This window comes from Cytobacillus sp. S13-E01, from assembly GCF_029193815.1.
Classification (GTDB): Bacteria; Bacillota; Bacilli; order Bacillales; family Bacillaceae_L; genus Bacillus_BV.
The window spans coordinates 131,572-156,651 of the sequence record NZ_JARFVC010000003.1 but is presented as its reverse complement, the minus strand read 5'-3'; the positions used below and the strand labels follow the sequence as shown (position 1 = coordinate 156,651).

Annotated in this window: 25 protein-coding genes and 1 pseudogene; 9 read left to right on the top strand and 17 right to left on the bottom strand. The window is 35.9% G+C overall.

Features of this window, described 5'->3' with window-relative positions; all coding sequences use genetic code 11:
• Positions 1-588 precede the first annotated feature (588 nt).
• Both PY093_RS04175 and PY093_RS04170 read left to right on the top strand, forming a co-directional pair.
• A pseudogene (locus PY093_RS04175) lies at positions 589-1,107 on the top strand (peptidoglycan recognition protein family protein); the annotation flags it as partial.
• 6 nt (positions 1,108-1,113) lie between these two features.
• Positions 1,114-1,680 carry a peptidoglycan-binding domain-containing protein gene (locus PY093_RS04170; protein ID WP_275644658.1) on the top strand — a complete coding sequence of 189 codons (567 nt, stop codon included), beginning with the start codon at positions 1,114-1,116 and terminating at the stop codon, positions 1,678-1,680.
• A gap of 682 nt (positions 1,681-2,362) precedes the next feature.
• On the opposite strand, the gene PY093_RS04165 is transcribed toward PY093_RS04170, so the two are convergent.
• The 4 genes from PY093_RS04165 to PY093_RS04150 form a co-directional block, all read right to left on the bottom strand.
• Entirely contained in the window at positions 2,363-4,060 is a 1,698-nt protein-coding gene (locus tag PY093_RS04165; RefSeq protein WP_275644612.1) for a cbb3-type cytochrome c oxidase subunit I, read from the bottom strand.
• A gap of 13 nt (positions 4,061-4,073) precedes the next feature.
• Entirely contained in the window at positions 4,074-4,541 is a 468-nt protein-coding gene (locus PY093_RS04160; protein ID WP_275644611.1) for a cytochrome c oxidase subunit II, read from the bottom strand.
• A gap of 12 nt (positions 4,542-4,553) precedes the next feature.
• Positions 4,554-4,700 (bottom strand): cytochrome c oxidase subunit 2A, encoded by a 147-nt coding sequence (locus tag PY093_RS04155; protein ID WP_275644610.1) that lies wholly within the window; start codon positions 4,698-4,700, stop codon positions 4,554-4,556.
• A 322-nt stretch (positions 4,701-5,022) separates the two neighbouring features.
• On the bottom strand, positions 5,023-6,552 hold the full coding sequence (locus tag PY093_RS04150) for a DHA2 family efflux MFS transporter permease subunit (protein WP_275644609.1): 1,530 nt from the start codon (positions 6,550-6,552) through the stop codon (positions 5,023-5,025).
• A 187-nt stretch (positions 6,553-6,739) separates the two neighbouring features.
• Between PY093_RS04150 and PY093_RS04145 the strand changes: the two genes are divergently transcribed.
• Positions 6,740-7,627: a TetR/AcrR family transcriptional regulator gene (locus PY093_RS04145; protein WP_275644657.1), complete on the top strand. Its 888-nt coding sequence runs from the start codon at positions 6,740-6,742 to the stop codon at positions 7,625-7,627.
• A 59-nt stretch (positions 7,628-7,686) separates the two neighbouring features.
• Here PY093_RS04145 and cyoE read toward each other — a convergent pair whose 3' ends face one another.
• Both cyoE and PY093_RS21355 read right to left on the bottom strand, forming a co-directional pair.
• Positions 7,687-8,592, bottom strand: a complete 906-nt coding sequence (gene cyoE, locus PY093_RS04140; RefSeq protein WP_275644608.1) for a heme o synthase — start codon at positions 8,590-8,592, stop codon at positions 7,687-7,689.
• Positions 8,593-8,837: 245 nt separating this feature from the next.
• Complete coding sequence (locus PY093_RS21355; protein WP_481769269.1) at positions 8,838-9,023, bottom strand: helix-turn-helix domain-containing protein; 186 nt, start codon at positions 9,021-9,023, stop codon at positions 8,838-8,840.
• Position 9,024: 1 nt separating this feature from the next.
• Here PY093_RS21355 and PY093_RS04135 point away from each other — a divergent pair, with 1 nt between their 5' ends.
• The 5 genes from PY093_RS04135 to PY093_RS04115 all read left to right on the top strand — a co-directional run bounded on the left by PY093_RS04135 (position 9,025) and on the right by PY093_RS04115 (position 13,943).
• Positions 9,025-9,414: an EAL domain-containing protein gene (locus PY093_RS04135; RefSeq protein ID WP_275644607.1), complete on the top strand. Its 390-nt coding sequence runs from the start codon at positions 9,025-9,027 to the stop codon at positions 9,412-9,414.
• On the top strand, positions 9,411-11,183 hold the full coding sequence (locus PY093_RS04130; RefSeq protein ID WP_275644606.1) for a methyl-accepting chemotaxis protein: 1,773 nt from the start codon (positions 9,411-9,413) through the stop codon (positions 11,181-11,183). Before PY093_RS04135 ends, PY093_RS04130 begins: the two co-directional genes overlap by 4 nt.
• A gap of 104 nt (positions 11,184-11,287) precedes the next feature.
• Positions 11,288-11,734, top strand: a complete 447-nt coding sequence (locus tag PY093_RS04125) for a V4R domain-containing protein (RefSeq protein WP_275644605.1) — start codon at positions 11,288-11,290, stop codon at positions 11,732-11,734.
• A gap of 663 nt (positions 11,735-12,397) precedes the next feature.
• Entirely contained in the window at positions 12,398-13,303 is a 906-nt protein-coding gene (locus tag PY093_RS04120) for a multicopper oxidase family protein (protein WP_275644604.1), read from the top strand.
• Positions 13,304-13,379: 76 nt separating this feature from the next.
• Positions 13,380-13,943 carry a spore coat protein gene (locus PY093_RS04115; RefSeq protein ID WP_275644603.1) on the top strand — a complete coding sequence of 188 codons (564 nt, stop codon included), beginning with the start codon at positions 13,380-13,382 and terminating at the stop codon, positions 13,941-13,943.
• Positions 13,944-14,058: 115 nt separating this feature from the next.
• On the opposite strand, the gene PY093_RS04110 is transcribed toward PY093_RS04115, so the two are convergent.
• The 11 genes from PY093_RS04110 to PY093_RS04060 all read right to left on the bottom strand — a co-directional run bounded on the left by PY093_RS04110 (position 14,059) and on the right by PY093_RS04060 (position 23,596).
• Positions 14,059-14,208, bottom strand: coding sequence for a hypothetical protein (locus tag PY093_RS04110; RefSeq protein ID WP_275644602.1), 150 nt, complete (start codon positions 14,206-14,208; stop codon positions 14,059-14,061).
• Positions 14,209-14,576: 368 nt separating this feature from the next.
• Positions 14,577-15,350 (bottom strand): DUF2935 domain-containing protein, encoded by a 774-nt coding sequence (locus PY093_RS04105; RefSeq protein WP_275644601.1) that lies wholly within the window; start codon positions 15,348-15,350, stop codon positions 14,577-14,579.
• A gap of 43 nt (positions 15,351-15,393) precedes the next feature.
• Entirely contained in the window at positions 15,394-15,576 is a 183-nt protein-coding gene (locus tag PY093_RS04100) for a hypothetical protein (RefSeq protein WP_275644600.1), read from the bottom strand.
• 339 nt (positions 15,577-15,915) lie between these two features.
• Complete coding sequence (locus tag PY093_RS04095; protein ID WP_275644599.1) at positions 15,916-16,263, bottom strand: nucleotidyl transferase AbiEii/AbiGii toxin family protein; 348 nt, start codon at positions 16,261-16,263, stop codon at positions 15,916-15,918.
• Positions 16,264-16,544: 281 nt separating this feature from the next.
• A complete protein-coding gene (gene rlmD / locus PY093_RS04090) occupies positions 16,545-17,933 on the bottom strand; it encodes a 23S rRNA (uracil(1939)-C(5))-methyltransferase RlmD (RefSeq protein WP_275644598.1) in 1,389 nt (462 codons plus the stop codon).
• Positions 17,934-18,271: 338 nt separating this feature from the next.
• Positions 18,272-19,060, bottom strand: coding sequence for a delta-lactam-biosynthetic de-N-acetylase (gene pdaA, locus PY093_RS04085; protein ID WP_275644656.1), 789 nt, complete (start codon positions 19,058-19,060; stop codon positions 18,272-18,274).
• Positions 19,061-19,219: 159 nt separating this feature from the next.
• A complete protein-coding gene (locus PY093_RS04080) occupies positions 19,220-20,755 on the bottom strand; it encodes a fumarate hydratase (protein WP_275644597.1) in 1,536 nt (511 codons plus the stop codon).
• A gap of 247 nt (positions 20,756-21,002) precedes the next feature.
• On the bottom strand, positions 21,003-21,188 hold the full coding sequence (locus tag PY093_RS04075) for an SE1561 family protein (protein WP_275644596.1): 186 nt from the start codon (positions 21,186-21,188) through the stop codon (positions 21,003-21,005).
• Positions 21,189-21,314: 126 nt separating this feature from the next.
• Entirely contained in the window at positions 21,315-22,127 is an 813-nt protein-coding gene (locus PY093_RS04070) for a YfkD famly protein (RefSeq protein ID WP_275644595.1), read from the bottom strand.
• Positions 22,128-22,234: 107 nt separating this feature from the next.
• Entirely contained in the window at positions 22,235-22,843 is a 609-nt protein-coding gene (locus PY093_RS04065) for a YczE/YyaS/YitT family protein (RefSeq protein WP_275644594.1), read from the bottom strand.
• Between the two features lie 372 nt (positions 22,844-23,215).
• On the bottom strand, positions 23,216-23,596 hold the full coding sequence (locus tag PY093_RS04060; RefSeq protein ID WP_275644593.1) for an OsmC family protein: 381 nt from the start codon (positions 23,594-23,596) through the stop codon (positions 23,216-23,218).
• Between the two features lie 180 nt (positions 23,597-23,776).
• Here PY093_RS04060 and PY093_RS04055 point away from each other — a divergent pair, with 180 nt between their 5' ends.
• A complete protein-coding gene (locus PY093_RS04055; protein WP_275644592.1) occupies positions 23,777-24,949 on the top strand; it encodes an MFS transporter in 1,173 nt (390 codons plus the stop codon).
• The last annotated feature ends 131 nt before the right edge of the window (positions 24,950-25,080 follow it).

Here is a 25,080-nt window from a genome sequence, read left to right as displayed (position 1 = left end):
AGGAAGTATACGCTTTTTTATGAGCGCTGGGATTGTTGTTGCTGTACCTAGGATTAAAGCAATACCTAAAAGGACTTCCCCCAAGCTAGCAAACTGATTAGGTATTTTGCACCATTTTTCACTAATTTCCCTTTGTCAAACTCCTCATTAGTTTTACCTCCTTCTAAAGCTTTGCACTATAGTTCACATAACCTTGACAATCGTTTCACAACTGTTCACATAAATTTCATATCTTTGTGTACAACTTCTTTTGATTTTTGTGGATAATGTGTATATATAGAACTATTACACTAGTATCAAGGCTTTTGTATGTGGTTGATGTGGATAAAATCTGTGGATAAGGTTGATCGTGATGTGGATTATGTGGACAATTCTGTTGATAGTTTAGTTCATAGCCTCATATTCCTATCCCCCTACTACTACCGGTCTACTTTTGGAACAACATTATAAGAACTTACATAGTATGAAACGACTCCATTTCAATATAGAAGAAGCCTTTTAACTATAATGATACAAGTTATTTTCTATTTTTTTATTGTGAAAAATTTCTATCCCCTATAAACATCAGGCTTTCCTTGTCTGAAGTAAATGAAAGAGGTGTACAATTTGAGATACGAAATTATCCAAGATTATATCCAGATGGGTAATGCAAGATCAGGACAAAATATCTCACAAGTAATATTTATAGTTAGTCACGATACAGGTAATCCAGGATCAACAGCATATGCCAACCGAAACTACTTTGATCGTCAACAACCTTCTGCATCGGCTCACACATTCATCGATGATCATTATATATTAGAGATTATTCCATTAAATGAGAAAGCTTGGCATGTCCAATATAATAAACCCACTGATAATCGATTATACGGTGCTGACTCAAATGATGCTGCAATTGGTGTTGAACTCTGTTATGGCGGGAAAATTAATTTCCTAGAAGCTTACAAACGATATGTTTGGTACCACGCCTATTTATGCGATCGTTTTAATTTAAATCCAATGAGACATATTGTCGCACACAGTCGACTTGATCCTGAAAGAAGAACAGATCCACAAAACGCCCTTTTGCCTCGAGGTGTTTCTTGGAATGACTTCTTAGAGGATGTTCAAAGTGTGTTAAGTCAAGATTTTAATGGTAGCAATAATGGTTCAGGCGGAGCAGATAAAGAGCCTAGTGAGCCTGCTGTAAAAGGGATCTCTACTCACCTCCCTCTTAGAAAAGGTGACAGTGGACAGTTTGTGAGAGAAATACAGCAAGGCTTGATTAAAGCTGGTTTTTCACTACCGAGATTTGGTGCAGATGGTAAATTTGGAGCAGAAACAGAAAGTGCAGTCATGAGGTTTCAAAAAAGATATGGGCTATTAGTTGATGGACTTGTGGGAACAAATACTATAAATAAACTACAGGAAGTTAATATGCAAAATCAATCGACAACGACAATTTCATTCCCTCTTCCCGAAGGTGTTTATAGACATGGCTCTGAAGGTGTTGAAGTAAAAATGATACAGCGCGCACTAAAACACCTTAATTTTGACCCAACCTATATTGATGGTAAATACGGTAATCTAACAGAAGACGCCGTTCGTCGCTTCCAATCAATGTATGCCGCCTTAGCAAATGATGGAGTATACGGACCAAATACAAGAAAATATATGCAAATGGAACTACAGGATAAATAACCAAGCTCCCTCTAAACCCTATAAAAAAATGGATTTCTAATCTAGAAATACTTTCTACTATTGGGATAAATAGAGAGAACGGTCCTTATGTTCTTTTAAAATATGAAAGCATAGGAATTTGCACTTGGTTTTAGGATTTAGCTCACAGGCGCCACCCGGTTCTATGGTATAAGCCATTTATTATAAGCAGGAAAAACCACCTTCTTAAAGATAAGTGGCGCCTTGCGCTTTTCTTACGCGAAAAAAAATAATTTCAGATTAGAGCTTATTATTCCTAGTTTAATTAGAAAATTTAACTATCAAAAGACTGTTTTATAAATTAATAGATTTGCTAGTTTCCTTTTGATATAAATTTGACAAAAATGGATGCTAGTTATATTCAATTTTCTAGAGTAGGCTTTATTAACTAGATCTAATCAAACGTTTGTTTAAATTTTTCAACCCCTTGCTATATCTAATACGGCAAGGATTAATCAAACGTTTGTTTAAAATATTTTGCTTCTGGTAAGCCTAGAAAAATGTGCCAGAACCTACTATACTGTGAGGAACTGACACATTAAACAATCATTTATTTATTTATAGAATCATATAATGTAGGTTGTTTCTAAAAGAGATCACATCCCAAATCCAGATTACTTTTTTGTTATAGCCCTGCAAACCCAAGCAATCTCTTATCTTACTATTACCATGGTTTATATGGTGGTGAACCTGGTGGTGCATTAACGATAAATTCAACTAATGGGATAACATATGCTATTGATACAAATAGGATCATTAACACAATCCAAAGTCCCCAACGTTCTGTCCAATAAGGCGTTTTAGAAGCATCATCTTCTGGTTCAGCAATTGGGAATTCTGTTTCGCCTTTTGGTGCAAAGAACATCATATTAAATACTGCATAGACTTGAATGATTACTCCAATGATTAATAGTGTTCCCCCAACAGCTAAGAACATTAAATATGGATCCCAACTTAACGCTGTTGCATTGTCTCCATATGTTGTATAAGAGGTTCTTCGTGGTGAACCTAAAAGTCCAACCCAAGACATTGCGACTGACATTAATAACATACCTATTGTCCAAATAATTGTCTGGATAATACCTAATTTATTCATTTTTGGAGTTAAAACTCGTTTAGATACATATGGAACTAACCAGTAACTAATACCAAAGAACGTCATAACTACAGACATTCCTAATGTTAAATGGAAATGTCCAACCACCCACATTGTATTATGAACGACCTGGTTTAACTGGTTCGTACTTTGAACAATTCCTCCTGCTCCTGCTGGGATAAAGGCAGCCATTGCAATAAATGGTGCTAAGAAGCGAACATCTCCCCATGGAAGTTTCTTGTACCAGCCAACCAATCCTTTTCCGCCTTTTCTTCTTGCCGTACGTTCAAATACTGCAAACATTGCATATGCGGTCATTAGCGAAGGGAATCCAATTGCTAGACTCATAAACACGTGCACAAATTTTACTGATTCTGAAATTCCTGGATCAATGATTTGATGATGGAAACCTCCGGTAATGTTCATAATTACTAATGCAATAATAACGACACGAGTTAATGTATCACTCCATCGTCTACCACCGATAATTTTTGGCACAATTACATACCATGCAGAAACGGCTGTTAAATACCAGATATTAACTAACGTATGTCCAAAGGCCCAAAATAGTGTACGAGCAACCATTACGTTTATTGTCTCAACCCATCCGAAAGCCCAAGGAATAATCGTAAACACTTCTATAGCAACAGGGATACTACCAAAAAACAAGAGTACGAATACACCAGTAGCGAAGAATGAAAAGATTGGAAGATGTTTACCTTTGTTGTTTTTTCTCCAATTAGCAATATTTATAAATGCTCCAAATGCACACATCCAAACGCCCAAAACGATAAATACTAGACCAATATAAAAGTCAGGTGAAGCTGCCATTGGCGGATAAAATGTATATAAAACAGATGCTTTATTCAGTAAGATTGGGATTACGGCAATTACTAATCCGACTACCTTCATCCAAAAACCAACCCAAGCCATCTTTCTTACTTTTGGAAGAAGTCCTCCTAATGTATGTGAAAGTCCCGCATAAAAATATCCAATCGTAAAGAATGCTGTTAAAACAAGCACTAGTAATACACCATGTGCTGTAAGTATTTGATAATAATTAAGCCATGTTGGTAAAACTAGAAGGCCTGCACGGTTTAATCCTTGTAATAACCCTAAAATTCCGCCAAGAAGTAATGCGATAAAGGCAACAGATAAATATGATTTCGTTAGTCTAGCATCTTCAAGACTTATACCGAGTACTTTATTAGTTTTTTCTTTAAATGATTGTGTTTTGCTAGGTGTTTGACCTATTACTGTTTCCACCGATATCCCCCCTTTATTTAACCGTAATTGTTGTACTCATATATTGATGACCAGCACCACAATATTCATTACACAGCACTAGATATTCACCTGGTTTATCAAATTTCTGTGTTATTTTTTGAATATAACCTGGCATTATCATTGCATTAAGGTTCGTATTTGCAACTTGGAACCCATGAACAACATCTTTTGATGTCAGCGTAAAATGTACGGTTGATCCAGCTGGCACTTCAAGCTTATTTGGAGTAAAACCAAACATCTGTAAAGTCATAACAACTTCATATTCATTTTCACCAATTTGTTTGATACCTGGATTATCAAATGGAGCTGTTTGATCTACTTTTTGTGGATCAATTGTCTCCCTGTTACTTGGCGGTCCCATTTCTAAGGCAAATGCTTGATAACCCGTTATAAGCATAAAACCAATTATCATACCGAAACTTAAAGTTAGCCATACTTTTTCAGAACGATGCATTTTCATATCCTTCCCTCCCTAAACTCTATCCATATATATCCCGTATAATAATAAATACATACCGAAAATTACTGCTCCAACCACTCCTACTGAAATAAATGTTCCTTTTAATGAAGACTTTTCATCCACATGCTTTTTTTCTTGGTTAACTTTTGCAACTCCCATCAAGTTCAACCTCCTTATATAATTCATACCTTTATTGTAATTAAGAATAATTATCAGGGTAGTGAACTTAATCACACAAAAGTGTGATTTTAATATTTTTTAAACATACTTATTTACCAATTCACTTCGCCTAAACCAGATGATTATGTATCCTGTCCAAATAACATTGCTAACTATTAGTAATGCTGTTAAATGATGTGGTCAATCAATGAACGGTTTATATAACAAAGTTTATCCCTCTTTTTACAAAAAAAAGAGGAGAAATCATCATATGACGATTTCTCCTCTACCTTGTTGTGATCGTACCTACAGATCATTAAAGTTAATTCTCTATCAATTTAGGTACTATTTTTTCACCAGATGGTTTCTCTGCTATTGTTTCTTCCTCTTGTGTTACTCGTTTTATAAAGAAAGCAAGAATTAATGCGACAACAGCGATAAGAGAAGCAATCAAGAATGCAAAATTTATACCTTCTAACATTGCTTTCATGACAATTTGTTGTTTCATTTCAGAAAGTGCAGCTTCAGTTGCTTGCCCACCTATATTGTTCTTAGCCTCCGCAGTCAATTTAGTGATTTGATTTTCCTGACGTGTTGACATGATTGTGACTAGCAACGCTGTACCAATCGCACCAGATACCTGATTTAATGTATTGTTCATTGCAGTACCGTGAGGATAGAAGCGAGCTGGTAATTGATTTAAACCATTTGTGGAAACCGGCATCATTACCATTGACATCCCAAAGAGCCTTACAGCATTTAACATCATTAAGTAATTGTAGGAAGTGTCAAAAGTTAATCTGCTGAAATAAAAAGTCGACACCGTCATAATTGTTAATCCGGTAAGTGCTAATATACGTCCTCCAAATTTATCAAATAATCTCCCTGTGATTGGTGACATGATAGCCATCAAAAGTGCTCCTGGTAACATCATTAACCCCGCATCCATTGGTGATATGCCGCGGATCGTTTGAACATAGATTGGAACTAATAGCATACCAGAAAACATAGCCATCGTAACAACCATAGAAATGGTCGAAGATAACGCAAACATCGGATATTTAAAAATGCTGAAATTAAGCATCGGGCGTTCTAATTTAAATTGTCGCAAAATAAATGTTAGCAAAGAAATAATCCCGATACCTATCGTTCCATAGACTAGAGGGCTATCCCAGCCTTTATTACCAGCAGAACTAAAACCGTATAGTATACCGCCGAATCCAGCACTTGATAACAGAAGGGAAATTATATCGAGACGAATATTTACTTTTTCCTTTTTATCTTTAAGCAAGAAAATACCAAGTAATAAGACAACTACTGCAATTGGCGTAACAAAGTGGAAAAGCATTCTCCAATCATAATTTTCAATGATCCAGCCTGATAAGGTAGGACCAATTGCTGGTGCAGCCATCAAAATCAAGCCGAAAATCCCCATTGCCGCTCCCCTTTTTTCGATTGGAAAGCTTACTAGCATTACATTCATCAAGAGTGGCATCATAATCGCAGACCCTGAAGCTTGAACCATTCGACCAGTTAATAAAACAGGAAATGCTTGGGCGATACCTGCAATAATAGTTCCGAACGTAAATAACCCCATGGCCACTATGAATAAGCGGCGTACTGAATATTTTTGTATCAAAAATGCGGTTGCTGGAATCAATATTCCATTTACTAACATAAAACCCGTTGTCAACCATTGTACGGTAGGTGGTTCAACTTTTAAATCGACCATTATTGAAGGTAGTGCAATATTTAAAAGCGTATTATTTAAAAAAGCAATAAAAGCTCCAACAATCAGGACTGCAAGGATTCCGTATGGTGGACGATTATTCTTATTTATAGAATGTTCCATTATTTATCCTCCTGTATACTTTCAGTTCATTTATTTATACTACGATTTCACATAAATCATATCATATACCATCTGTCCAATTAATGCAATTCAAAAATATCCTGTTATTTACAGGTTTGTAATCATGTTAAAAATGATGTACTATCAATTCTATACAGGTAGTCTAATTGAAAATACAGGTGATTATATGAATGATAGGAAACAGCATGTCATAAAAATGGCCCACCAATTGTTTATTGACAAAGGCTTTCAAGCCACGTCCATTCAAGATATATTGGATTATAGTGGAATTTCTAAAGGAACCTTCTATAATTATTTTTCTTCTAAAAATGAACTATTAATTGCCATTTTTAAAACGATTTACAAGAAACTTGAAGAAGATCGTAATGAATTACTTATTGGCCAAGATCCATCAAATATTGACATTTTTATAAAGCAAATTGAATTACAAATGAAAACCAACAGAGCTAATAAGTTAGTTACCCTTTTTGAAGAAGTACATTTTTCCAATGACGAGGACCTTAAACAATATATAAAGGATGGTCAATTAAGGGTTCTTCGTTGGTTATACCGTCGGTTCATCGATATCTTTGGCAAAAATAAGAAACCTTATTTGTTGGATTGTGCCATTATGTTTCAGGGCATTTTGCACTATAATTTAAAATTTCACGCTATAGCATATGGATCAAATGCTAGTGTCTATCAAGTTGTCCATTATAGTGTAGAACGAATCGCGAAGATGGTCGTGGAGGTTGCTGAAGCAGGTAATCAACTAATCCTACCTGAGTTTTTAGAAAGCTGGTTGCCCGATTGTACGAAAGCGGACCAAACGTTTCAGCAAAAGCTTGATCATACTATCTTAGCGGTAAAAAAAGACCTAAACGATCAAGCAGAACGGACGAAATATTACCAGTTGTTGGACTTTATCCAAGATGAATTATTAAACTCTAAGAATCCTCGAAAATTTTTAATTGAAAGTGCTCTACTATCTTTGAAAGCGGAACAATTATTTTCAGAAAAAAAGGAATTCGAAAACCTCGTTCAATTAGTTACGTCTTCTTTTACAAAAATTTAAAAAAGGGCCTGACTCCAATGCTTTACAGTTGTAAAACACTGGTGGTCAGGCCCTAAAAATTACAATGTAACGACTACCATCATTAAGAATATTATCATTATATAGTTTACAGAATAAAGAAAATTAACATGAGCCCACTTAAGATCATTCTTCGTAAAGAAGCCTCTGATACTTACGATTACCCAACCAATATTAAGCAATGTCGCTAGTACAATAAATACTGTTCCTAGTGAAGCTAAATAAAATGGTAGTGGAAGTAAGCAAATAGTATAAACAAACATTTGTCGCTTCGTCATTTCAAAGCCATGGACAACTGGAAGCATAGCTACTCCGGCAGCACTATACTCGTTACACTTCTTCATTGCGATTGCAAAAGTATGTGGCATTTGCCAGATAAATAAGAGTAGAAACAGCACAATCGGTACAAGATGAAAGCCAGAATCTATTGCAGTCCAACCAATTAAAGGTGTTACTGCACCAGATACACTTCCAATTACCGTATTAAGGGTATATCTTCGCTTTGACCACATCGTATATAAAACAACATATGTGAACCACCCTATAAGGGCATAGATAGTCGCTTCAACTGTCGTAAAAAGTAAAAGTATTAATCCAAATATAGATAAGGCAATCCCCAGTATTAATACAACATTTAAAGGAATATGACCTGTAACCGTTGGGCGTTTTTTCGTTCGATCCATTACACTGTCAATATCCACATCATACCAGTTATTTAGGACAAGTGCTCCACCCATCACCAATGTACTTCCAATAATCGTCAGCAAAAAAAGTTCCCAACTCTCCGTCAGTGTAGCATTTGTAAAGTGAAGTGCTAACATAAATCCTGCCAATACTGGTAGTACGTTAAAGACTAAAACAAGACCTTTAAAAAGTGATAGTAGATCTAAAAGTAAGGTAGGTGTACTATTTTGTTCAATAGTAATAGAAATCTCACTTTTATTCATCTAGCATCCCCCCCTCTTAAATGCATAAGGCAATTCATTAGCCATTATACTTTATTATAGGAAGTATGTCATTGTTGTTCACAAAATAGATACTTTTAGTTAAGTCTCATTTAGGGGGAGTACTGGATAAGTTGCTCCGACTGGCGAAGCGCTAAGGCAAGAATTATTGTAGAGGTTAAATCGTAGATGTATACAAGGCAAGAGAACATTTAGAACTGTAAACTCATCGCTAAGGAAGGCAAGCACTATAAACCAGCGAGTTCCTTAAGTTTTATATAATTAAGGATACGAATATCATTATGATCTTTCATTTGAATAATTTTTTTAGAACCAAGCCCTTTAAATTTCCGACTAAGTGTTTCAGGTGTCGTTCCAATTAGTGGAGCTAACTCTTTTTGTGGTACTGGAAGTGTAAATCTTCCGTTTTGTATTTTGGAGAATACCGCAGAGTGCGTAGAGTGTATAAAAAGACTAAGAGAAACGGGGGTAAGTGTATCAATTGATGACTTCGGAACAGGTTATTCATCGTTAACTTATTTGAGGAACTTCCCAATTAATCATCTTAAAATTGACCAATCTTTTATTAAGGAAATGATCAGAAATAGTCAGGATATTGCAATCGTTAAAGCCATTATTTATTTGGCACATGAACTAAAAGTAAAGGTTGTGGCTGAAGGAGTAGAAGAAAAGGAATCACTAGAGTGCTTACGTCTATTAGGTTGCGATGAAATTCAAGGCTATTATGTGGGTAGACCTGTACCAAGCAGTGAATTCAAGATGCTCCTTTCAAATCAATCAAATGACAAAGGGGAAATATCATGAATAAACCAAACTTTCGGCTATTTTATAAATTTCATTTTCAAACGATCCGCTCCAAACTAGTTACTATCAGTCTATTGTTACTTGCAGTACCTTCCTTAACCATTGGTATCTCTAGCTATATCTTCAGTAAAAGCAGCATGAACGAGATGGGTGAAATCAACTTAGAAAATAGTGTTGAAATGGCACTTAAAATGGTGAATGAATATAATGAACGTGTGGAAAGAGGGGAACTGACTTTAGAAGAGGCTCAACAAAACGCTAAAGATATGATAGTCGGAAAAATTAACGAAGATGGAACTAGATCCATAGATAAAAGTGTAAATATAGGTGAACTAGGCTACTTTTTTTTTATGAATAATACAGGGGATCTTCTCGCCCACCCGACAAGTGAAGGAGTTAATCTTTGGAACTCGAAAGACTCTAACGGGATGATGTATGGTCAAGAACTTGTTAAGCAAGGGGTTAATGGTGGGGGGTTCACTTACTATGAATACCCTCTTCCCAATGACGAAAATACGATAGCTCCAAAAGTGACTTACACAAAAATTGATTCTAACTGGAATTGGATAATTGGCGCTGGGACTTATATGGTGGATTTTAACAAAAGCGCAAACAAAGTATTATATATAAATATGATTACATTAGGTATAAGTTTGTTGCTCGGGAGTTTGATTATATGGTTCTTTTCGGGACGTTTAACGAAACCGATTATTATCGCTTCTGAGCGAATGGAAAAAGTAGCTTCAGGAGACCTAACTGTCGAAGCAATTGAAACAAAACAAAAAGATGAAGTTGGTAAACTAGCTAGTAGTTTTAACTTAATGATTTATAACCTTAAAAGTCTACTATCAAAAGTAGCCGAAGCCTCTGATTCATTAGCAGCATCTTCTGAGGAAGTAAATGCTAGTGCTGATCAAAGTGCTAAGGCTTCCGAACAAATTGTTACTGCAATAGAACAAGTATCGACCGGGGCCAATGATCAAACAGAATATGTCGCAAAGACTCGTACGGTAGTGAATGAGATTTCAAATGGCATAACGAATATCACAACAAGAACAAATGAAGCAAACAAAGCAGCAGAATTGGCTAATATAAAAACAGAAAACGGGCAAGGAGTTATTAGACAAGTAATAACTCAAATGGAGCATATTGAGACGTCAACGAAGGATATGAGTGAACAAATTATTAATCTTCAAAATAAGTCATCAAAGGTTGGACAAATTGTTACGCTTATTACTGAAATATCAGACCAAACAAATCTTCTATCATTAAATGCTGCGATTGAGGCCGCTAGAGCTGGAGAACACGGAAAAGGGTTCGCAGTTGTTGCACAAGAGGTAAAGAAATTGGCTGAACAGTCAAGTCAATCGGCAAGACAGATTGATACATTAATAAAGGAAATGCAAAAAAGTACGATCGAAGCAGCAAATTCAATGAAAAATAGTGAAAACGCTGTAGCGAAAGGGACCTCATATACTAGCGAAGTAGGAGAATCCTTTGAACAAATCGCTATCGCCGTAGAAGAAATTACTGAATATATTAGGGAAATAAATGATGAATTAATTGATATTCACTTAAATACTGATTCATTAGTACAAGCTATGAAAAAGACAGAGCAAATCATCCAGGATACTAACAACGCAACCCAAGAAGTTTCAGCTTCAACAGAAGAACAGAATGCCTCAATCGAGGAGATTAGCTCGGCTACTCAAATATTAGCGAAAATGGCTCAAGAACTACAAGATGCTGCTATGAAATTTAAACTCTAGTCAATCAAAGTTGGAGTTTGGTTCAAAAAAATTGATTTGAATGGGAAACATATTTATTACGACTTTTAAAATCAAATTGTAATAGGATACTAGGAGGGAATAAGATGGAAGATTTTTCATTTGAAGAGTTAAAGAGTATTGATAGAAAAATGCTTAGTAACTCAGTGCCACTCGAGCTTTATCGAGCAATTAGATTAATAGGGATGTATCAAGGACTTCCTATGCACGGCAAAAGTACAACGGCAACAATAGGTAGGAAAATCGGAGGAAGTCTTCCTGTCAAATCTGTTGATGAGGCTTTAAAATTATTTGAAACACTAAATATCGGTATCCCATCAATTGTAGAGAAAAAAAGCAATGAGGTAACTGTCCAAGTGGATGATTGTTTCTGTAAAGGACTACCTCACAAGGAAGGTCACTTAGTGTGTGATTTAGAGGGTGCCATTTTAGAAGGAGCCTTTACAAAGATACTGAATAAGAGAGTGAAAGCAAAGGAAACAAAATGCAATGTTAATGGCGATGGTTGCTGCGAATATCAAGTAAAAATGTAATCAAATTGGTAAGGAAGGGAAAGATCAAACTATCAAATACTATTTAAATACTAACAATGATTACAATGCAAAAAGAACGAATCTTTGGTGGAAACCAACTATCCTTATTTGCTGAGGATGAGGAACAGCATTAACGGATGACCCAAGATATCGCGAAGGCAATGAAGGATGGGGATTATTTGGTTATAAGAGTCTAAATTTCTTGAAACCAAATGCAAATAATAATAGCCAACCATTAGAGGATGCTCATCTGACGTTTTTAAAGTTTTTTATTAGCTTTTTTTGGGGCTGAAACGAAACATGGTTGAATCCATTTTTACTTTTTCTTGTTTCCATTGCTACTTAATCACATGATCATTTTTATTAACAGATAGATTAGTTCCTTTTGTCACCCTTTTTTAGTTAGCTGAATAATTTTTTTGATATAACAAATATTATAAGAAGTGGAAAACAGCTGATACAAATTATCATACACCTATGACTACATTTATCTTAAGTGTATGATTAATGATTATTATTGTTTAAGATCAGCTGGAAAAAGTCATGGGAAACGGCTTTAAATTATGATTAAGCACTACAATGTGAGTGCGCAACAAACATAGAAAGCCATAAATAAGTGTAGTTAATTGATGTTACCAAAAGTTTTTAGAAATGGAGGTTAGAATGATGACTGACTGGGAAAGCAAACTAATAATTCCTGATGGACAAGTTGCTAACTATCATCAAGAAGATCATTTGCGTAAGTTTAAATTAATTGCTGAACCAATTGCTCATAATATCTTGCCGGAAATTACCATTGACGCCCTTGGTTACAATGCAAGTACACCAGGACCTATGATTGTTGTAAAGCAAGGAGAATGGGTTTCGATAGAAGTAGAGAACCGTACAGAAGAGCCGACAACACTTCACGTCCATGGCTTAGTAAAGCCCAATTCACAAGATGGTAGAACACCCATCGAGCCATCTCCTAAAATTAAGCCTGGTGAATCATACACATACAAATTCCAGGCATGGCAAGTTGGGACTTTTTTTTATCATTCTACCGAAAACTTTCAAGAAAATTTAGGTTTAGTTGGCGCCTTTCTTGTACTGCCGAATAACAACTACACGCACCCAGTAATGCTTCCAGATCGTGACTATACGCTAATTGTTCAGCAATGGCAAATTGAACAACCTGAATTAGGAAAAGTATTCCCTGGGACCTATAAACCTATAAAATATGGAATCCAACCGAATTTCTTTACTATTAATGGGAAGTGTTATCCGGAAACTACTCCATTACACACCACATTTGGAGAAAGACTCCGTATTCGTTTTATCAATAAATCAAGCTCTAGTCATTCCATGCATACCCATGGTCATGACTTTAACATCGTAGAAGTCGATGGATTTCCAAGAACAGGAATGATGGATGACACGATTAGTTTAGCATCAGGAAAACGGATAGACGTAGAGATACTCGCGAACAATCCAGGAAAGTGGCCAATTAATGGAACAAAGACTTTCCATGAATCTAATAATGGACACGCCCCAGGAGGGATGATTACTCAACTTATTTATGATGAATAGAAGAAATTCGATTTCATAACCTAAGAAAAGCACGTCCCCAATCTTTCTTGAAAAGAATAAAAAAGGAGCGATTTTAATGTTAAAAACAGTAGATGTAGGGTTAATGGCAAATCATTTGTCAGTCCACAATGCGATTATCAAAAAATTGGAGCTTTATGCTTCAGGTACGCAGAATCAGCAGCTTATTATGATACTTGAGCAACAAGCTGGTCTTATGAAAAATCATACGAATGTGATGAATAATTTATTAAACAATACCCAACAGAGCCAAGTAACTTTGCCACCAATTCCGCAAGTTGCAAGCCATAGTCATGCCAATTATTCTCCAATTGGATTAGAAGATCCAGATATTGCAACAGATGCTCATGTTACAGCAACGGCAATGGCGAATGAAAACTTTACTTCTGCTCAAAACATGAAAGATCCACAAGTAAAGAAAATTCACATTGAAATGGCATTACAACAATCCCATATAGCGGATCAAATTGGCATGTTAGCAACACAAAATGGGTGGATGAGTCACCCAAATGCAACAGCGATGGAACAGACCAGTAGTCAAAACCCCTTACAAGAGAATCATAACCATATGCCTGTTTATAATCATACAAATAAAAACCAACCCAGCCATTTATCACACTAAAAGGGTCGGTTTACAGAGAAAAACAGAAATAGGATAACAATTGGCTTGTAGAAAAACTAGATACTCCGTTTTTCTACAAGCCTTTATTATTTAGTTGCCTCCCGAAACTGTTGGTTTATCGAACAGTAGTTGATGGTGTAACCTTACAAAAACGCCTACTTCCATATAAAAAGGCAATGACCTGTTCTTCCTTATCAACCTTTAAATCCTTTAGATCTACTTTCAGACTGTTTGAAGGAGATGCACCGAATAGAATATGTATCATTTTAATAACTCATCTAGACAATATTTATAAAATTAATTTACCTTCATTTTTCCTCAAAATGTCGTTCAGCAAAGCAAAGGTGCATTTGAAGACTTAAGTAAAAAGAATAATAAGGCTTTAAAGTTTCTTTTAAAAATGAACTTTTAACGACTGATGAAGTGTCTTTTGAGAATTTTATTAAGGAACTGAAAGAGGAAGTTGGGTTTTATCAAGATGGTACGAGTCGTTCTGTATCTTCTTTAATATTAGTGTTTGCACTGGAAACTGGAACGCATGGTTTTTATTTATTATCCATGTGTTTTGACTTTACATGTCTTATTTAATTAAAGCAACCCATTACTTTAAGTATCTTCAAATTGGTGTTAGGGTTAGGTAATAATTCCCTCTTCTAAGTTTCTCCATAGGTGATGGGCTTCTCTGGCAAGATGTTCTAATAAATCTGGCGGTGCAGTTGAAATAACAGCACACTGCTTGATAAGAGTATCTAATTCTAATTTAAATGCTTCTAAATCCTTAGCTTCACAAATAACCATTTGCCTAAAAGCGCTTAAAGCTGGTAGCAACTCCGTCCGTGGTTTTCGTACTATTGTTCTGAGTGCATTTGATTGGAGAAAAAGTCGTTCAAACTTTTGTGTCATTATTCTTACCCTATCTTGTAGTTCATAATTTGATGGGTCTAAATAATGCTGTAAAAAAGCAAGATGGTCAGCCATTTGTCTCAACCAAAACGTACTTTCATGAATAACCGCATCTGCTACTAAAACTTGACCGCCACTTTGTATTAGATTAAGTACCTTTTGGGACTCCTCGGCTTCTCGTATCATATGGTCCATAAGAGCTACTGGTGTTGAAACAATCACTTCACACCGTAAAGCCTTATTCATGCCAAGGATAAGGAAATTACGAAATTCACTTATAGCTTGTTGGGATTCATTAATCAAAACTCCAAGGTCCCCCTGTTTCGCCTCCGCCCTCTGCCATATCCCTCCCATCCCCTGAACCATACTTTGGTTTGCACGGGCTAATTCCAATTCATGATGGCTTATTTCCCTGTCAAAAAATCGACCATGGTCTAAATTACTTCGTAACCAAAAGGCTACTATTCCATAGGCATCCCTTTCGTAGTTATCCATATACCCCATAACAACCCTCCCTTCGTTTAATCTTACCGCTATGATTATATTCTCAAGATATTTTGAATATGCCAAAGATTGAAATGGAGATAAAGAAATTGAATTTTATATCTTTCGGGACTTCTTTAGGAAATTTCCTGTAACCTGTTTCTGTTCTGTCGTTCTCTCCAAAAGAGTCTGCTGCACTACTAAGTGTTGCTTCTAATGTACTGATTTTATCCTTTTGGGCATCCACGACTCCACCCCCCTATTTTTTTGGGCATAAAAAAACCTGCGGATAGCAAGCCTTCAAAATTATCTATAAAATTTTTCATTAAATTACTAACGTTCTAGATTTTCCTCAATTACATTCCATTAGCTAATAAGGGAAACGTTAATATCTTCCCACAAAATATCATCAGCCTGACTCACTCCACGGGGCAAGCCCACGTGGTTTTACGGGCTATTTCTATAACTATTTTTCCTTTGATAATTTAACCAGTGTCGTTTTAAGCCATCATCAAACCTTACCTCATCAAGAATGGCTTGTCCACTAGATATAGCAGAAATCGACCCTCTTTTTTCTGCAGTTTTCCTAACAGCTTCGCCTAAGACAACATTCTCGATTCGGTGTCCTTGTAGCTGAACAAGAATGTAGATTATCGTAAAAATCTCTCATTCTTTTATTGATGATGCCTCTTGTCAAGCTAGTTTCATATTTTTCAGCAATAACTGTTTCAATGTTATATGCTAGGATATCAATACTTCTACCCTCAAGCAATAAATCAAATGTATAAATGACTTCCTTTGGTGTGATTTCATCACCAGTGGTAATATCAACCTTTATTGGAACTTTTGCATTATCCATAACAGCTTCTATTGACACTCGGTAACCATTATACTGATCCTCATTCCGTATCTCGTCTACTCGTATTAATGTCATTTTTACACCATCATCTAATGGCACGCTTAGAAAACATAAAGTTAAAAACTTTAAGGCGGGAAAAACAGTCTTACAATTTGATTTTTCAACCTTTATCGTGGCTAATGAATTAACACCATTTACTGTAAATCTAACATCAAATAAATCTCACCAGCACCTCATGTGTTGTCACATACACTCCGCACATGTGGAGTCCCGGGGGTCAAAAAATCCCCCGAACGATTAGTCCGAGGGAACATAAAACACACTTCAACATTCAACCCAAACCTATTGATACCAAGCTATTTTAACTCTATCAACGCTACGCACTCCACATGCGCCGTATGAGGAAACATATCAACTGGCTGAATGTAATTTACATTGTATGCTTTTGATAGTACTGCGACATCTTTGGCAAGTGTCGATGGGTTACAGGATACGTAAACTACCTTTTTCGGTTTTACTTTTAAAATCATTTGTAATAGTTGCTCATCACAACCTGTCCGTGGAGGATCGACAACGATAACATCTGGGCTAAAGCCTTCTTTTACCCATTTAGGTAACCATTGTTCTGCTTTTCCAGTTACATATAATGCATTTGGAATGCCGTGTTTTTTCGCATTCTTTTTTGCGTCTTTAATTGACTCAGCAATTGTGTCCATTCCTCTAAGTTCACTTGCTTCCTTTGCAAGCCATAGTCCAATTGTTCCAACCCCACAATACGCGTCAACTAGCTTTTCTTTTCCAGTTAAGCTTGCTGCCTTTTTTACTTCATCGTAGAGTTTGACTGTTTGGTGAGGGTTTAATTGAAAAAAAGCCCTAGCCGAAAGTTCAAATTGCAAGTCTCCTAACGTTTCTTGTATGACTTCTTTACCATGTATCCTTTTAGTTTCATCACCAAAGATAAGTGATGTTTTGCTTCCATTTATATTTTGAACAATTGATTTTACTTCAGGAAGTTTATTTGTTACTTGCTTAATAAAAAGATCTTTACGTGGTAGCTCTTTCTTTGCTGTGATTAATACAAGTTGAACCTCACCTGTCTCAATTCCAACTCTTGTTACAATCGTTCGAACAATGCCTTTTTTTGACCTTTCGTTATAAATTGATATATTTAAATCTTGTAAAATTGTCTTAACCACTTGTGTTACTCGGTTTGTGGCATGGTGTTGAACCATACAATCGGCAATATCAATTAAGTGATGAGAATTTAGACCATACAGTCCTGCAATCACTTTTTGTTTGTTTAGGCCAACTTGAAATTGACTTTTGTTACGATAGTTCCAAGGGTCTTCCATTCCAATTGTCTCTTTAATGACCTTGTTATCGCTAACTTCTTTATTATAACGCTCAAAGGCTTGAACGACGATATCTCGTTTTTCTTTTAACTGCTGCTTGTAGTCTAGATGTTGAAGTTGACATCCCCCACATTGTTCATAAATGGGACAAGGAGGCTGCACTCGATGTTCAGACTTCTTGCGAATTTTTGTAATTTTACCCTCTGAGAACCTTGGATTGACCTTGGTAGCTTCAACAACAACTTCTTCTCCCGGAAGTGCACCTGGCACGAATACTACTTGTCTCTTGAAATAACCCACACCTTCGCCATTTATACCTAACCGTTTTATTGTTAATGGGAATGTTTGTCCTAGCTCTAGTTTTGCTGGTTGTTCTTTTTGTTTTCCAGTCATATATACAACTCCATGTCTATTCGATACATCCCTTATAAAAGCGGAAGCAACTTGATTCTAATAAATACACACCGTATGTAAACACCAAATTTGGTTACTCAATTTCTATTTTCGACACCACTTGACGAAGCCATTCCTTATATTAATTATTCCATCCAATAGTATATCATAAGAGACTCCCATAGCACCGTCTATCATGAAAATGCTCTATAATACGTACGTATAATCAGGCTAATACTAAAATATCATATTAAAAGTATGGAGACCAGAAGATCTGCACTAAAAACTTAGTTCAACTACAAAACACCTTTGAACAAAGCAAAGGTGCAGTAATTAATTCATTGAATATTAAACAACAAAGGTTCACCAATTGCCCGTTGTGCCATTAAATGGTCTAAGCTTTTAAATGTATAGCCTTGCTTTTCTAAGTCCTCAATCGCATGTTCAAGTGCTTCTGCATTATCCTCCGAAACAGTGTGTAGTAGCAAAATTGCGCCTGGGTGGATTTGCTGTATGATGTTATCATAGGCATACTTCCAGCCCTTTTGTTGGTCAATTTTCCAATCAACAAACGCTAATGACCAAAATACGTTTTGATATCCTAGTTTTTCAGAAAGTGCTAGTGTCCGTTCACTAAAGATGCCACGGGGAGGTCGTAAATAAATACCACCTTTTTTTCCCGTTATTCTTTCGATCTCGTCACGAACTGAATCTAATTCTTTCTGTAAGCGAACATCACTTATCTTTGTTAAATCTGGGTGGTGCCAGGAATGGTTTCCAACAATATGGCCTTCTTTTGCCATTCTCTCGACCAATCTGGTTTGGCTTCTTAAATAATGCCCCGTAACAAAGAATGTTGCGGGAACTTTTTTCTTTTTAAGAACATCCAAAACCTTTTCTGTATATCCGTTTTCATAGCCATTATCAAAGGTTAAATAAATTTCCTTTTTTTGTGGATCGCCTAGATAAAAGGAATGATATTTCCCCAATAGTTCGTCCAGTTCTTTACCTGCTGAGGCAGGTTGATGATCTTTACTTTTCTTGAACCCCCAATGTAGAGGTTTGTTTGAATAACTCGCTTCAGTATCAAATGGTTGAAATGTAAAAAACATGCAAATGGTCAACATCAAACTCACAACTAACTTCACTTGTAACCCTCCTAAATCACATAACAGGTTTACTGTTAGTTTTAGAAGTAGACACTAAAATCATGCAGTGAAGAGTTTTCCAATAGTCTTCAGAGGATAAAAAAAGGTAACAGACAAGTGCCTGATACCTTCGTTTTATTATTTAAATACTGGTTCCTTAAATTGCCCTAGCTTCTCTAGTGACGATTTGTCTACATCTTCATGTAAGCTATTTCCATGTGAATCCATTGTTACAACAGCGGTAAAGCCTTCTACTCGTAAATGCCACATTGCTTCAGGAATACCAAACTGCATTAGATCAACACCTTCTACTGATTTAATACAGTCAGCATAGTACTGTGCTGCTCCCCCGATTGCATTTAAATAAACCCCACCATGATCTTTTAAAGCTGAAAGTGTTTTTGGTCCCATGCCACCTTTACCGATAACAGCACGAATACCAAATCGTTTCATGATGTCACCTTGATAAGGTTCCTCACGAATACTTGTAGTAGGTCCAGCAGCTTTTACATGCCATTTACCTTCTTCGTCCTTTAACATTACTGGTCCACAGTGGTAAATGATTTGACCATCTAGATCAACAGGTGCATCGTTTTCAGATAAATATTTATGAATCGCATCACGGCCTGTATACATTAAACCATTAATGCGAACAACATCGCCTACTTTTAATTCGCGAATTTTCTCCTCTGTAATCGGCGCTTCCAAAACAACTTCACGAGTTTTTGTAGGTGTTTCCTCGACTTTTTCAAGTTCTTTTGAGAAGTCAATTTCTTCCCCTTCATTATAAAGCCACTCGTTAGTATCGCCCGTTTCTGCATTTAGAGTTACACCTAAACGACGGTATGCCCAACAATTATAAGCAACAGATACGAAGAAGCTTGCTGGAATACGGTTCATTACACCTACTTTACAGCCTAATAGCGTAGTTTCCCCACCAAAGCCCATTGTACCAATTCCAAGTTTATTTGCATTTTCCAAAACGTATTCTTCAAGCTTACGTAAATCCTCATTTGGGTTTTCATCCTCAACACTTCGGAATAGTTGCTCCTTAGCCAACTCATAGCCAGAGGTGCGGTCTCCACCAATTCCTACTCCAATAAAGCCGGCACTACAGCCCTGACCTTGTGCTTGGTATACAGAATGCAGAATACACTTTCTAATTCCGTCTAAATCACGTCCTGCTTTCCCTAGGCCTTCAAGCTCACATGGTAGACTGTACTGAATATTTTTATTCTCACAGCCACCACCTTTAAGGATTAAGCGCGCATCAATATAATCATTTTCCCATTGCTCAAACTTAATAACTGGTGTACCAGCTCCAAGGTTGTCCCCGCTGTTACTACCCGTTAATGAGTCAACTGAATTCGGACGAAGTTTTCCATCTTTCGTAGCTTGTGAAATTGCATTCAAAATAGCATCTTTTATTTTAAGTTGGTTTACCCCAACTGGAGTTTTAATTTTGAAAGTCGGTAACCCTGTGTCTTGGCAAATTGGTGATACATTTACATCTGCCATTGTAATATTATTAGTGATTGTTGCAAGGGACATAGCTGAACGAGTACCGGCATTTTCACTGGCCTTCGCTTTTGCAACTGCTCGTCGTACATCTTTTGGAAGCCTTGTTGATGTTTCTACAATTAACTTATACATACTTTGTTGAAGCTTTTCCATACCTTGAATTTCCCCTTTCCCCTACTGCACTTGAGAACTATATAAAGGTTCTCTATTTATTTTTATTCTATTTGTTTACCCTATAAAGTAAATATCGAGTTCTCTGTATACAGTCCCTATTATACTCCCTAGGATCATTTTTCGAAAGGTATTTGCAAGCGATGCCAATTAGAAGAGCGCACTTTCATAAAATTATATAAAAAAATAGTATCATTTACCCTGATACTATTATTTGCTGTATATTTAATTATTTCCAGTCACCTTTGAACTGGTCATACTTAACTTCAAGGTCATCAATCATTTGGATAAGTCGATCAATATCATCTAAGTCAGTGGCTTCAGGGTCCATCGAATCAATGACTTCTAGAAACATATTTAACCGGTCTTTTAGATATTTTACCTGTGAATCTTTTTCATGTAATGCATTTCCCATATATAATCTCCTTTCTTCTTACCATATGGCACCTATATTAAAGGACATGACTTATGGCGTCGGGAACTAGACACCACCTAGGTTAATACTTATCTGGAAGCACCCAAAATGGATACTTCCTTTTCGTTATTTTGGCGTTTCAGATGCTACGAATCCAAATGATACATGATCTTGTACAGGAATCCATGCTCCAATACCTTGGTGAGTAACATTTTTAATAACTATTTTCTTTTTATTACCTTTTAATACTAAGTAAACTTCACCATATGTTACTTTTCCTTTTTCATTTACTGCAGGGGCATATCCATATAAATAGCCTAATCGTTTTGCTGGAACGTTATATACTTGATCCTTTTTTGTTCCTGCTCCGATAATTGTTTCAAACGATAACGGTAAGCCTGTCTTCTCTGCAGCTTTAATAAGCATCATTTTCTTTACATCTTCTGGGTCTTCAATTTTAGCGGTTAGGCCACCTCTTACAGTCTTTTGTGCCTCTTGTGTATAGTGTATTTGATAGGGAGCTTTTCCACCACGGTTATCAACGTAGTTCGTGTTTATTTGTTTAAATTCCCAATTTGTTCCTGTCTCTGTAGACTCATACCGTAACGGCCATTGTCCTAAATAAATAGTCGCTTTATAGCCAATAGCTAGAGGAGTTGTTGAGATAGATGATTCGTTTAAAATACGGATCAAATCCGGGTTTTCAACCTTTACCTCAGAGCTATCAATTAACTCTTGAGCTAAATCACTTGGTTGTAAATACGGTAAATCCTGAGTCGGATTTGGATACGTATTTTCCTTAGAGATATCTAATACTGAATTGGGGATTTTATATTTCTCAGCTGGTTTTTTATCTGGCTTTCCTTCTGCGTAAGCAAAGTTAGTTATGCTAGATAAAAATAATAAAAATGCAATGATCATATATATTATCTTTTTCATTACCTATACTCCTTTCAGTTCTTTGAGTATAGTTTTTTCGAAATTATACTATCTTATCCATCGTTTTTTTAGTTATGAAGAAAAAGCTAGTAAAGAAAGATTCTCCTCTAATGACTTGGCGTTAATTTCTTTAACAAAGCCTCTAATTTAGGGAAAAATAATTGGATTAATGGTCCAATTAAAAACGTAACTATTATCGTTCCTACACCAATGGGACCTTTAAACAGTAAGGCGAGTACCAAAGCTGTTAATTCACCAATTGTTTTCGCTACACCTAAGTTCACTGGTAGGCGGGCTCTTAAAGCAACCATAAAGTTATCGATTGGGATGAGTGGAAACTTTGCTTGCAAATATGTTGAGATTCCTAATGAAAGACAAATTAACCCGCTTAATAAAATACTTAGTTGGTAGAAAAAGCCCTCTGGCTGCCACGTTGGAAATACGATGATAAGCCAAAAATCTATTAATGGTCCCATTATAAAAATTGGGATAACAGCTAGATACTCAGGTCTTTGCTTTAACATAAGAGCATTAATAATTATTAAAATAACTCCCACAAAAATTACCCATGTGCCAACAGTAAAGCCTATTATGTTAGAAAGTCCTACATTTAGTGCATCCCATGCCCCAGCGCCTAAATTTGCCTTTATCGTAAAACTAACACCAAATGAAGTAATTGCTAATCCAATAATGTAGAATAACACTCTTATAATCATTACTTATAAAACTCCCCTGTGCTCTATACTATATAATAGGTTTATTTTTATCTTAATAATATTAACATTAATATATGAAAAAAAACGAGGTTAATTTAAAACTGAATATTTACAACATTTAAATAATGTTGTATACTAAACACATCAATAAAGAAGGAGGGATATTGAGAAACATACCTACAAAAAGGAGGTATGCATATCGAGTAGATTCTCCGATTGAACATCGAAGGTATTCTATCCCTAGTATTTCTTTAGTTTCGGATTATTTAATGTGAAATGGCTCTGTGTGTTCTCAGCACAGAGCCATTTCTTTTTTTGATTTTAGTTTTTAGTTACTACAGACATCATTAGACTTGCCTACACGATCTTCCTTTACTTAAGCTCGAATGTCTCAACAACTTCAATGCAGCCCTTCACAGATTGCACCATTGGGCAATTTTTTCTGGCAACCTCGATTGCTTGCTCAATTTTATGCTCCTTCAAATCCACGCCTGTAATAATATAGTGGATATGAATTTTTTCCAATCTATTAGCTTCTTTTTCATTTCGAACGACATCTGTCTTAATTAATAGATCATCGATGACAATACGTTTCTTTTCTAATATTTTCCGAAGAACACCTCCACTACAAACCGCGATCGATGAGACCATTAATTGATACGGTCTAAATCCATGTGCCTCATCACCCGCAACATGGAGCTCACCATATTCAAATTGCGCCGTAAAACCTACGTCTTTCATTTTAAATTCCAACTGTACCACTCCTACTATAGAAATTCGTTATTAACGATTAGTATCTATTGTAAACAAATTTACTTAAAAATCTATTATTTTACTTCTAGTCGATGTTTGGAAAAAAACAAATATCTTGTCTCCTTGCTTAAATCCTTGTAACATCGTTTAAGGACAGTATGATTTAGATCGGAGTATAACATGAATACAAACACAACTAAACGGTTTTGGATATTAGTAACGATTGTTTCTATTTCTGGTTTTTCACAGGGAATATTACTTCCACTTATAGCGATTATATTTGAAAACAGTGGAGTTTCCTCAACTATAAACGGACTTCATGCAACTGGATTATATATTGGAGTACTTCTAGCCTCTCCCTTTATGGAGCAGCCACTTAGAAGGTTCGGCTATAAGCCTATAATCTTGATCGGTGGAATAATTGTAATATCCTCCTTGTTCGCCTTTCCGTTATGGAATTCAATTATATTTTGGTTTATGCTTAGACTTTTAATAGGGATAGGCGACCATATGCTTCATTTCGGAACACAGACATGGATTACATCCTTTTCACCCGAGCATAAGCGTGGCAGAAACATTTCGTTATATGGTTTAGCCTTTGGACTTGGGTTTGCTGCTGGACCGTTAATGACACCATTGGTTGAAATAAATGCATCATTGCCGTTTATTATTTCAGGTATAATCAGCCTAATTGCTTGGGCAACCGTATTTTTTATTAAAAATGAAATGCCTGAATCTGATTATGACACCACATCATTTTTCGGAACGTTGAAACGGTTTGCAGCAACATGGAAATATGCATGGGTAGCATTCCTTCCACCTTTTGGATATGGTTTTTTAGAAGCCTCTTTAAACGGGAACTTCCCTGTTTATGCACTTCGTACTGGAATAGATATTCAAAGTGTTTCTATTCTATTGCCCGCTTTTGCTGTTGGAAGCATTATTACACAACTGCCTTTAGGAATTTTAAGTGATAAACTTGGCCGTAAAAACATCCTAATGATCGTACTCTTTCTAGGTTTTCTCAGTTTCACGGCTGCTAGCTTCCTTGAGCACTCCGTTACAGGTCTACTAATTTCCTTTATTATAGCTGGAATGGTTGTAGGTTCAACCTTTTCACTCGGAATTAGTTATATGACAGATTTATTGCCAAAAAACTTATTACCTGCTGGTAATTTGATGTGCGGTATTTTTTTTAGTTTTGGTAGTATTAGTGGACCATTAATTGGTGGACTTTTTATTGAGTTTGTTGATGGAGCTAGTTTCTTTCATGTCATAAGTACTATGTTACTTTGTATCTTTTTGGCAATAATCTCATTTAAAGGGCAGGCATTAGACGCTATTAAACAATAGCTTCATGATGCTGCCTTTTTTTTGCCTATTTTCAAAAAAATTCTAAAAATGATTGACCATATAAATTGAACTGTTATATAATAGATTAAAATATAACAAACTGTATTAATACAATATTAAGGATCAAAATA

What these genes read in the sequence shown, in the direction of transcription:
- rlmD (WP_275644598.1), bottom strand. Translation starts at nt 17,933, where the DNA reads ATGACTGGAAAACAAAAAGAACAACCAGCAAAACTAGAGCTAGGACAA.
- PY093_RS04110 (WP_275644602.1), bottom strand. Translation starts at nt 14,208, where the DNA reads ATGATACATATTCTATTCGGTGCATCTCCTTCAAACAGTCTGAAAGTA.
- PY093_RS04070 (WP_275644595.1), bottom strand. Translation starts at nt 22,127, where the DNA reads ATGAAAAAGATAATATATATGATCATTGCATTTTTATTATTTTTATCT.
- cyoE (WP_275644608.1), bottom strand. Translation starts at nt 8,592, where the DNA reads ATGAATAAAAGTGAGATTTCTATTACTATTGAACAAAATAGTACACCT.
- PY093_RS04055 (WP_275644592.1), top strand. Translation starts at nt 23,777, where the DNA reads ATGAATACAAACACAACTAAACGGTTTTGGATATTAGTAACGATTGTT.
- PY093_RS04120 (WP_275644604.1), top strand. Translation starts at nt 12,398, where the DNA reads ATGATGACTGACTGGGAAAGCAAACTAATAATTCCTGATGGACAAGTT.
- PY093_RS04130 (WP_275644606.1), top strand. Translation starts at nt 9,411, where the DNA reads ATGAATAAACCAAACTTTCGGCTATTTTATAAATTTCATTTTCAAACG.
- PY093_RS04160 (WP_275644611.1), bottom strand. Translation starts at nt 4,541, where the DNA reads ATGAAAATGCATCGTTCTGAAAAAGTATGGCTAACTTTAAGTTTCGGT.
- PY093_RS04075 (WP_275644596.1), bottom strand. Translation starts at nt 21,188, where the DNA reads ATGGGAAATGCATTACATGAAAAAGATTCACAGGTAAAATATCTAAAA.
- PY093_RS04095 (WP_275644599.1), bottom strand. Translation starts at nt 16,263, where the DNA reads ATGACATTAATACGAGTAGACGAGATACGGAATGAGGATCAGTATAAT.
- PY093_RS04115 (WP_275644603.1), top strand. Translation starts at nt 13,380, where the DNA reads ATGTTAAAAACAGTAGATGTAGGGTTAATGGCAAATCATTTGTCAGTC.
- PY093_RS04105 (WP_275644601.1), bottom strand. Translation starts at nt 15,350, where the DNA reads ATGGGGTATATGGATAACTACGAAAGGGATGCCTATGGAATAGTAGCC.
- pdaA (WP_275644656.1), bottom strand. Translation starts at nt 19,060, where the DNA reads ATGTTGACCATTTGCATGTTTTTTACATTTCAACCATTTGATACTGAA.
- PY093_RS04155 (WP_275644610.1), bottom strand. Translation starts at nt 4,700, where the DNA reads ATGGGAGTTGCAAAAGTTAACCAAGAAAAAAAGCATGTGGATGAAAAG.
- PY093_RS04145 (WP_275644657.1), top strand. Translation starts at nt 6,740, where the DNA reads ATGAATGATAGGAAACAGCATGTCATAAAAATGGCCCACCAATTGTTT.
- PY093_RS04065 (WP_275644594.1), bottom strand. Translation starts at nt 22,843, where the DNA reads ATGATTATAAGAGTGTTATTCTACATTATTGGATTAGCAATTACTTCA.
- PY093_RS04125 (WP_275644605.1), top strand. Translation starts at nt 11,288, where the DNA reads ATGGAAGATTTTTCATTTGAAGAGTTAAAGAGTATTGATAGAAAAATG.
- PY093_RS04080 (WP_275644597.1), bottom strand. Translation starts at nt 20,755, where the DNA reads ATGGAAAAGCTTCAACAAAGTATGTATAAGTTAATTGTAGAAACATCA.
- PY093_RS04150 (WP_275644609.1), bottom strand. Translation starts at nt 6,552, where the DNA reads ATGGAACATTCTATAAATAAGAATAATCGTCCACCATACGGAATCCTT.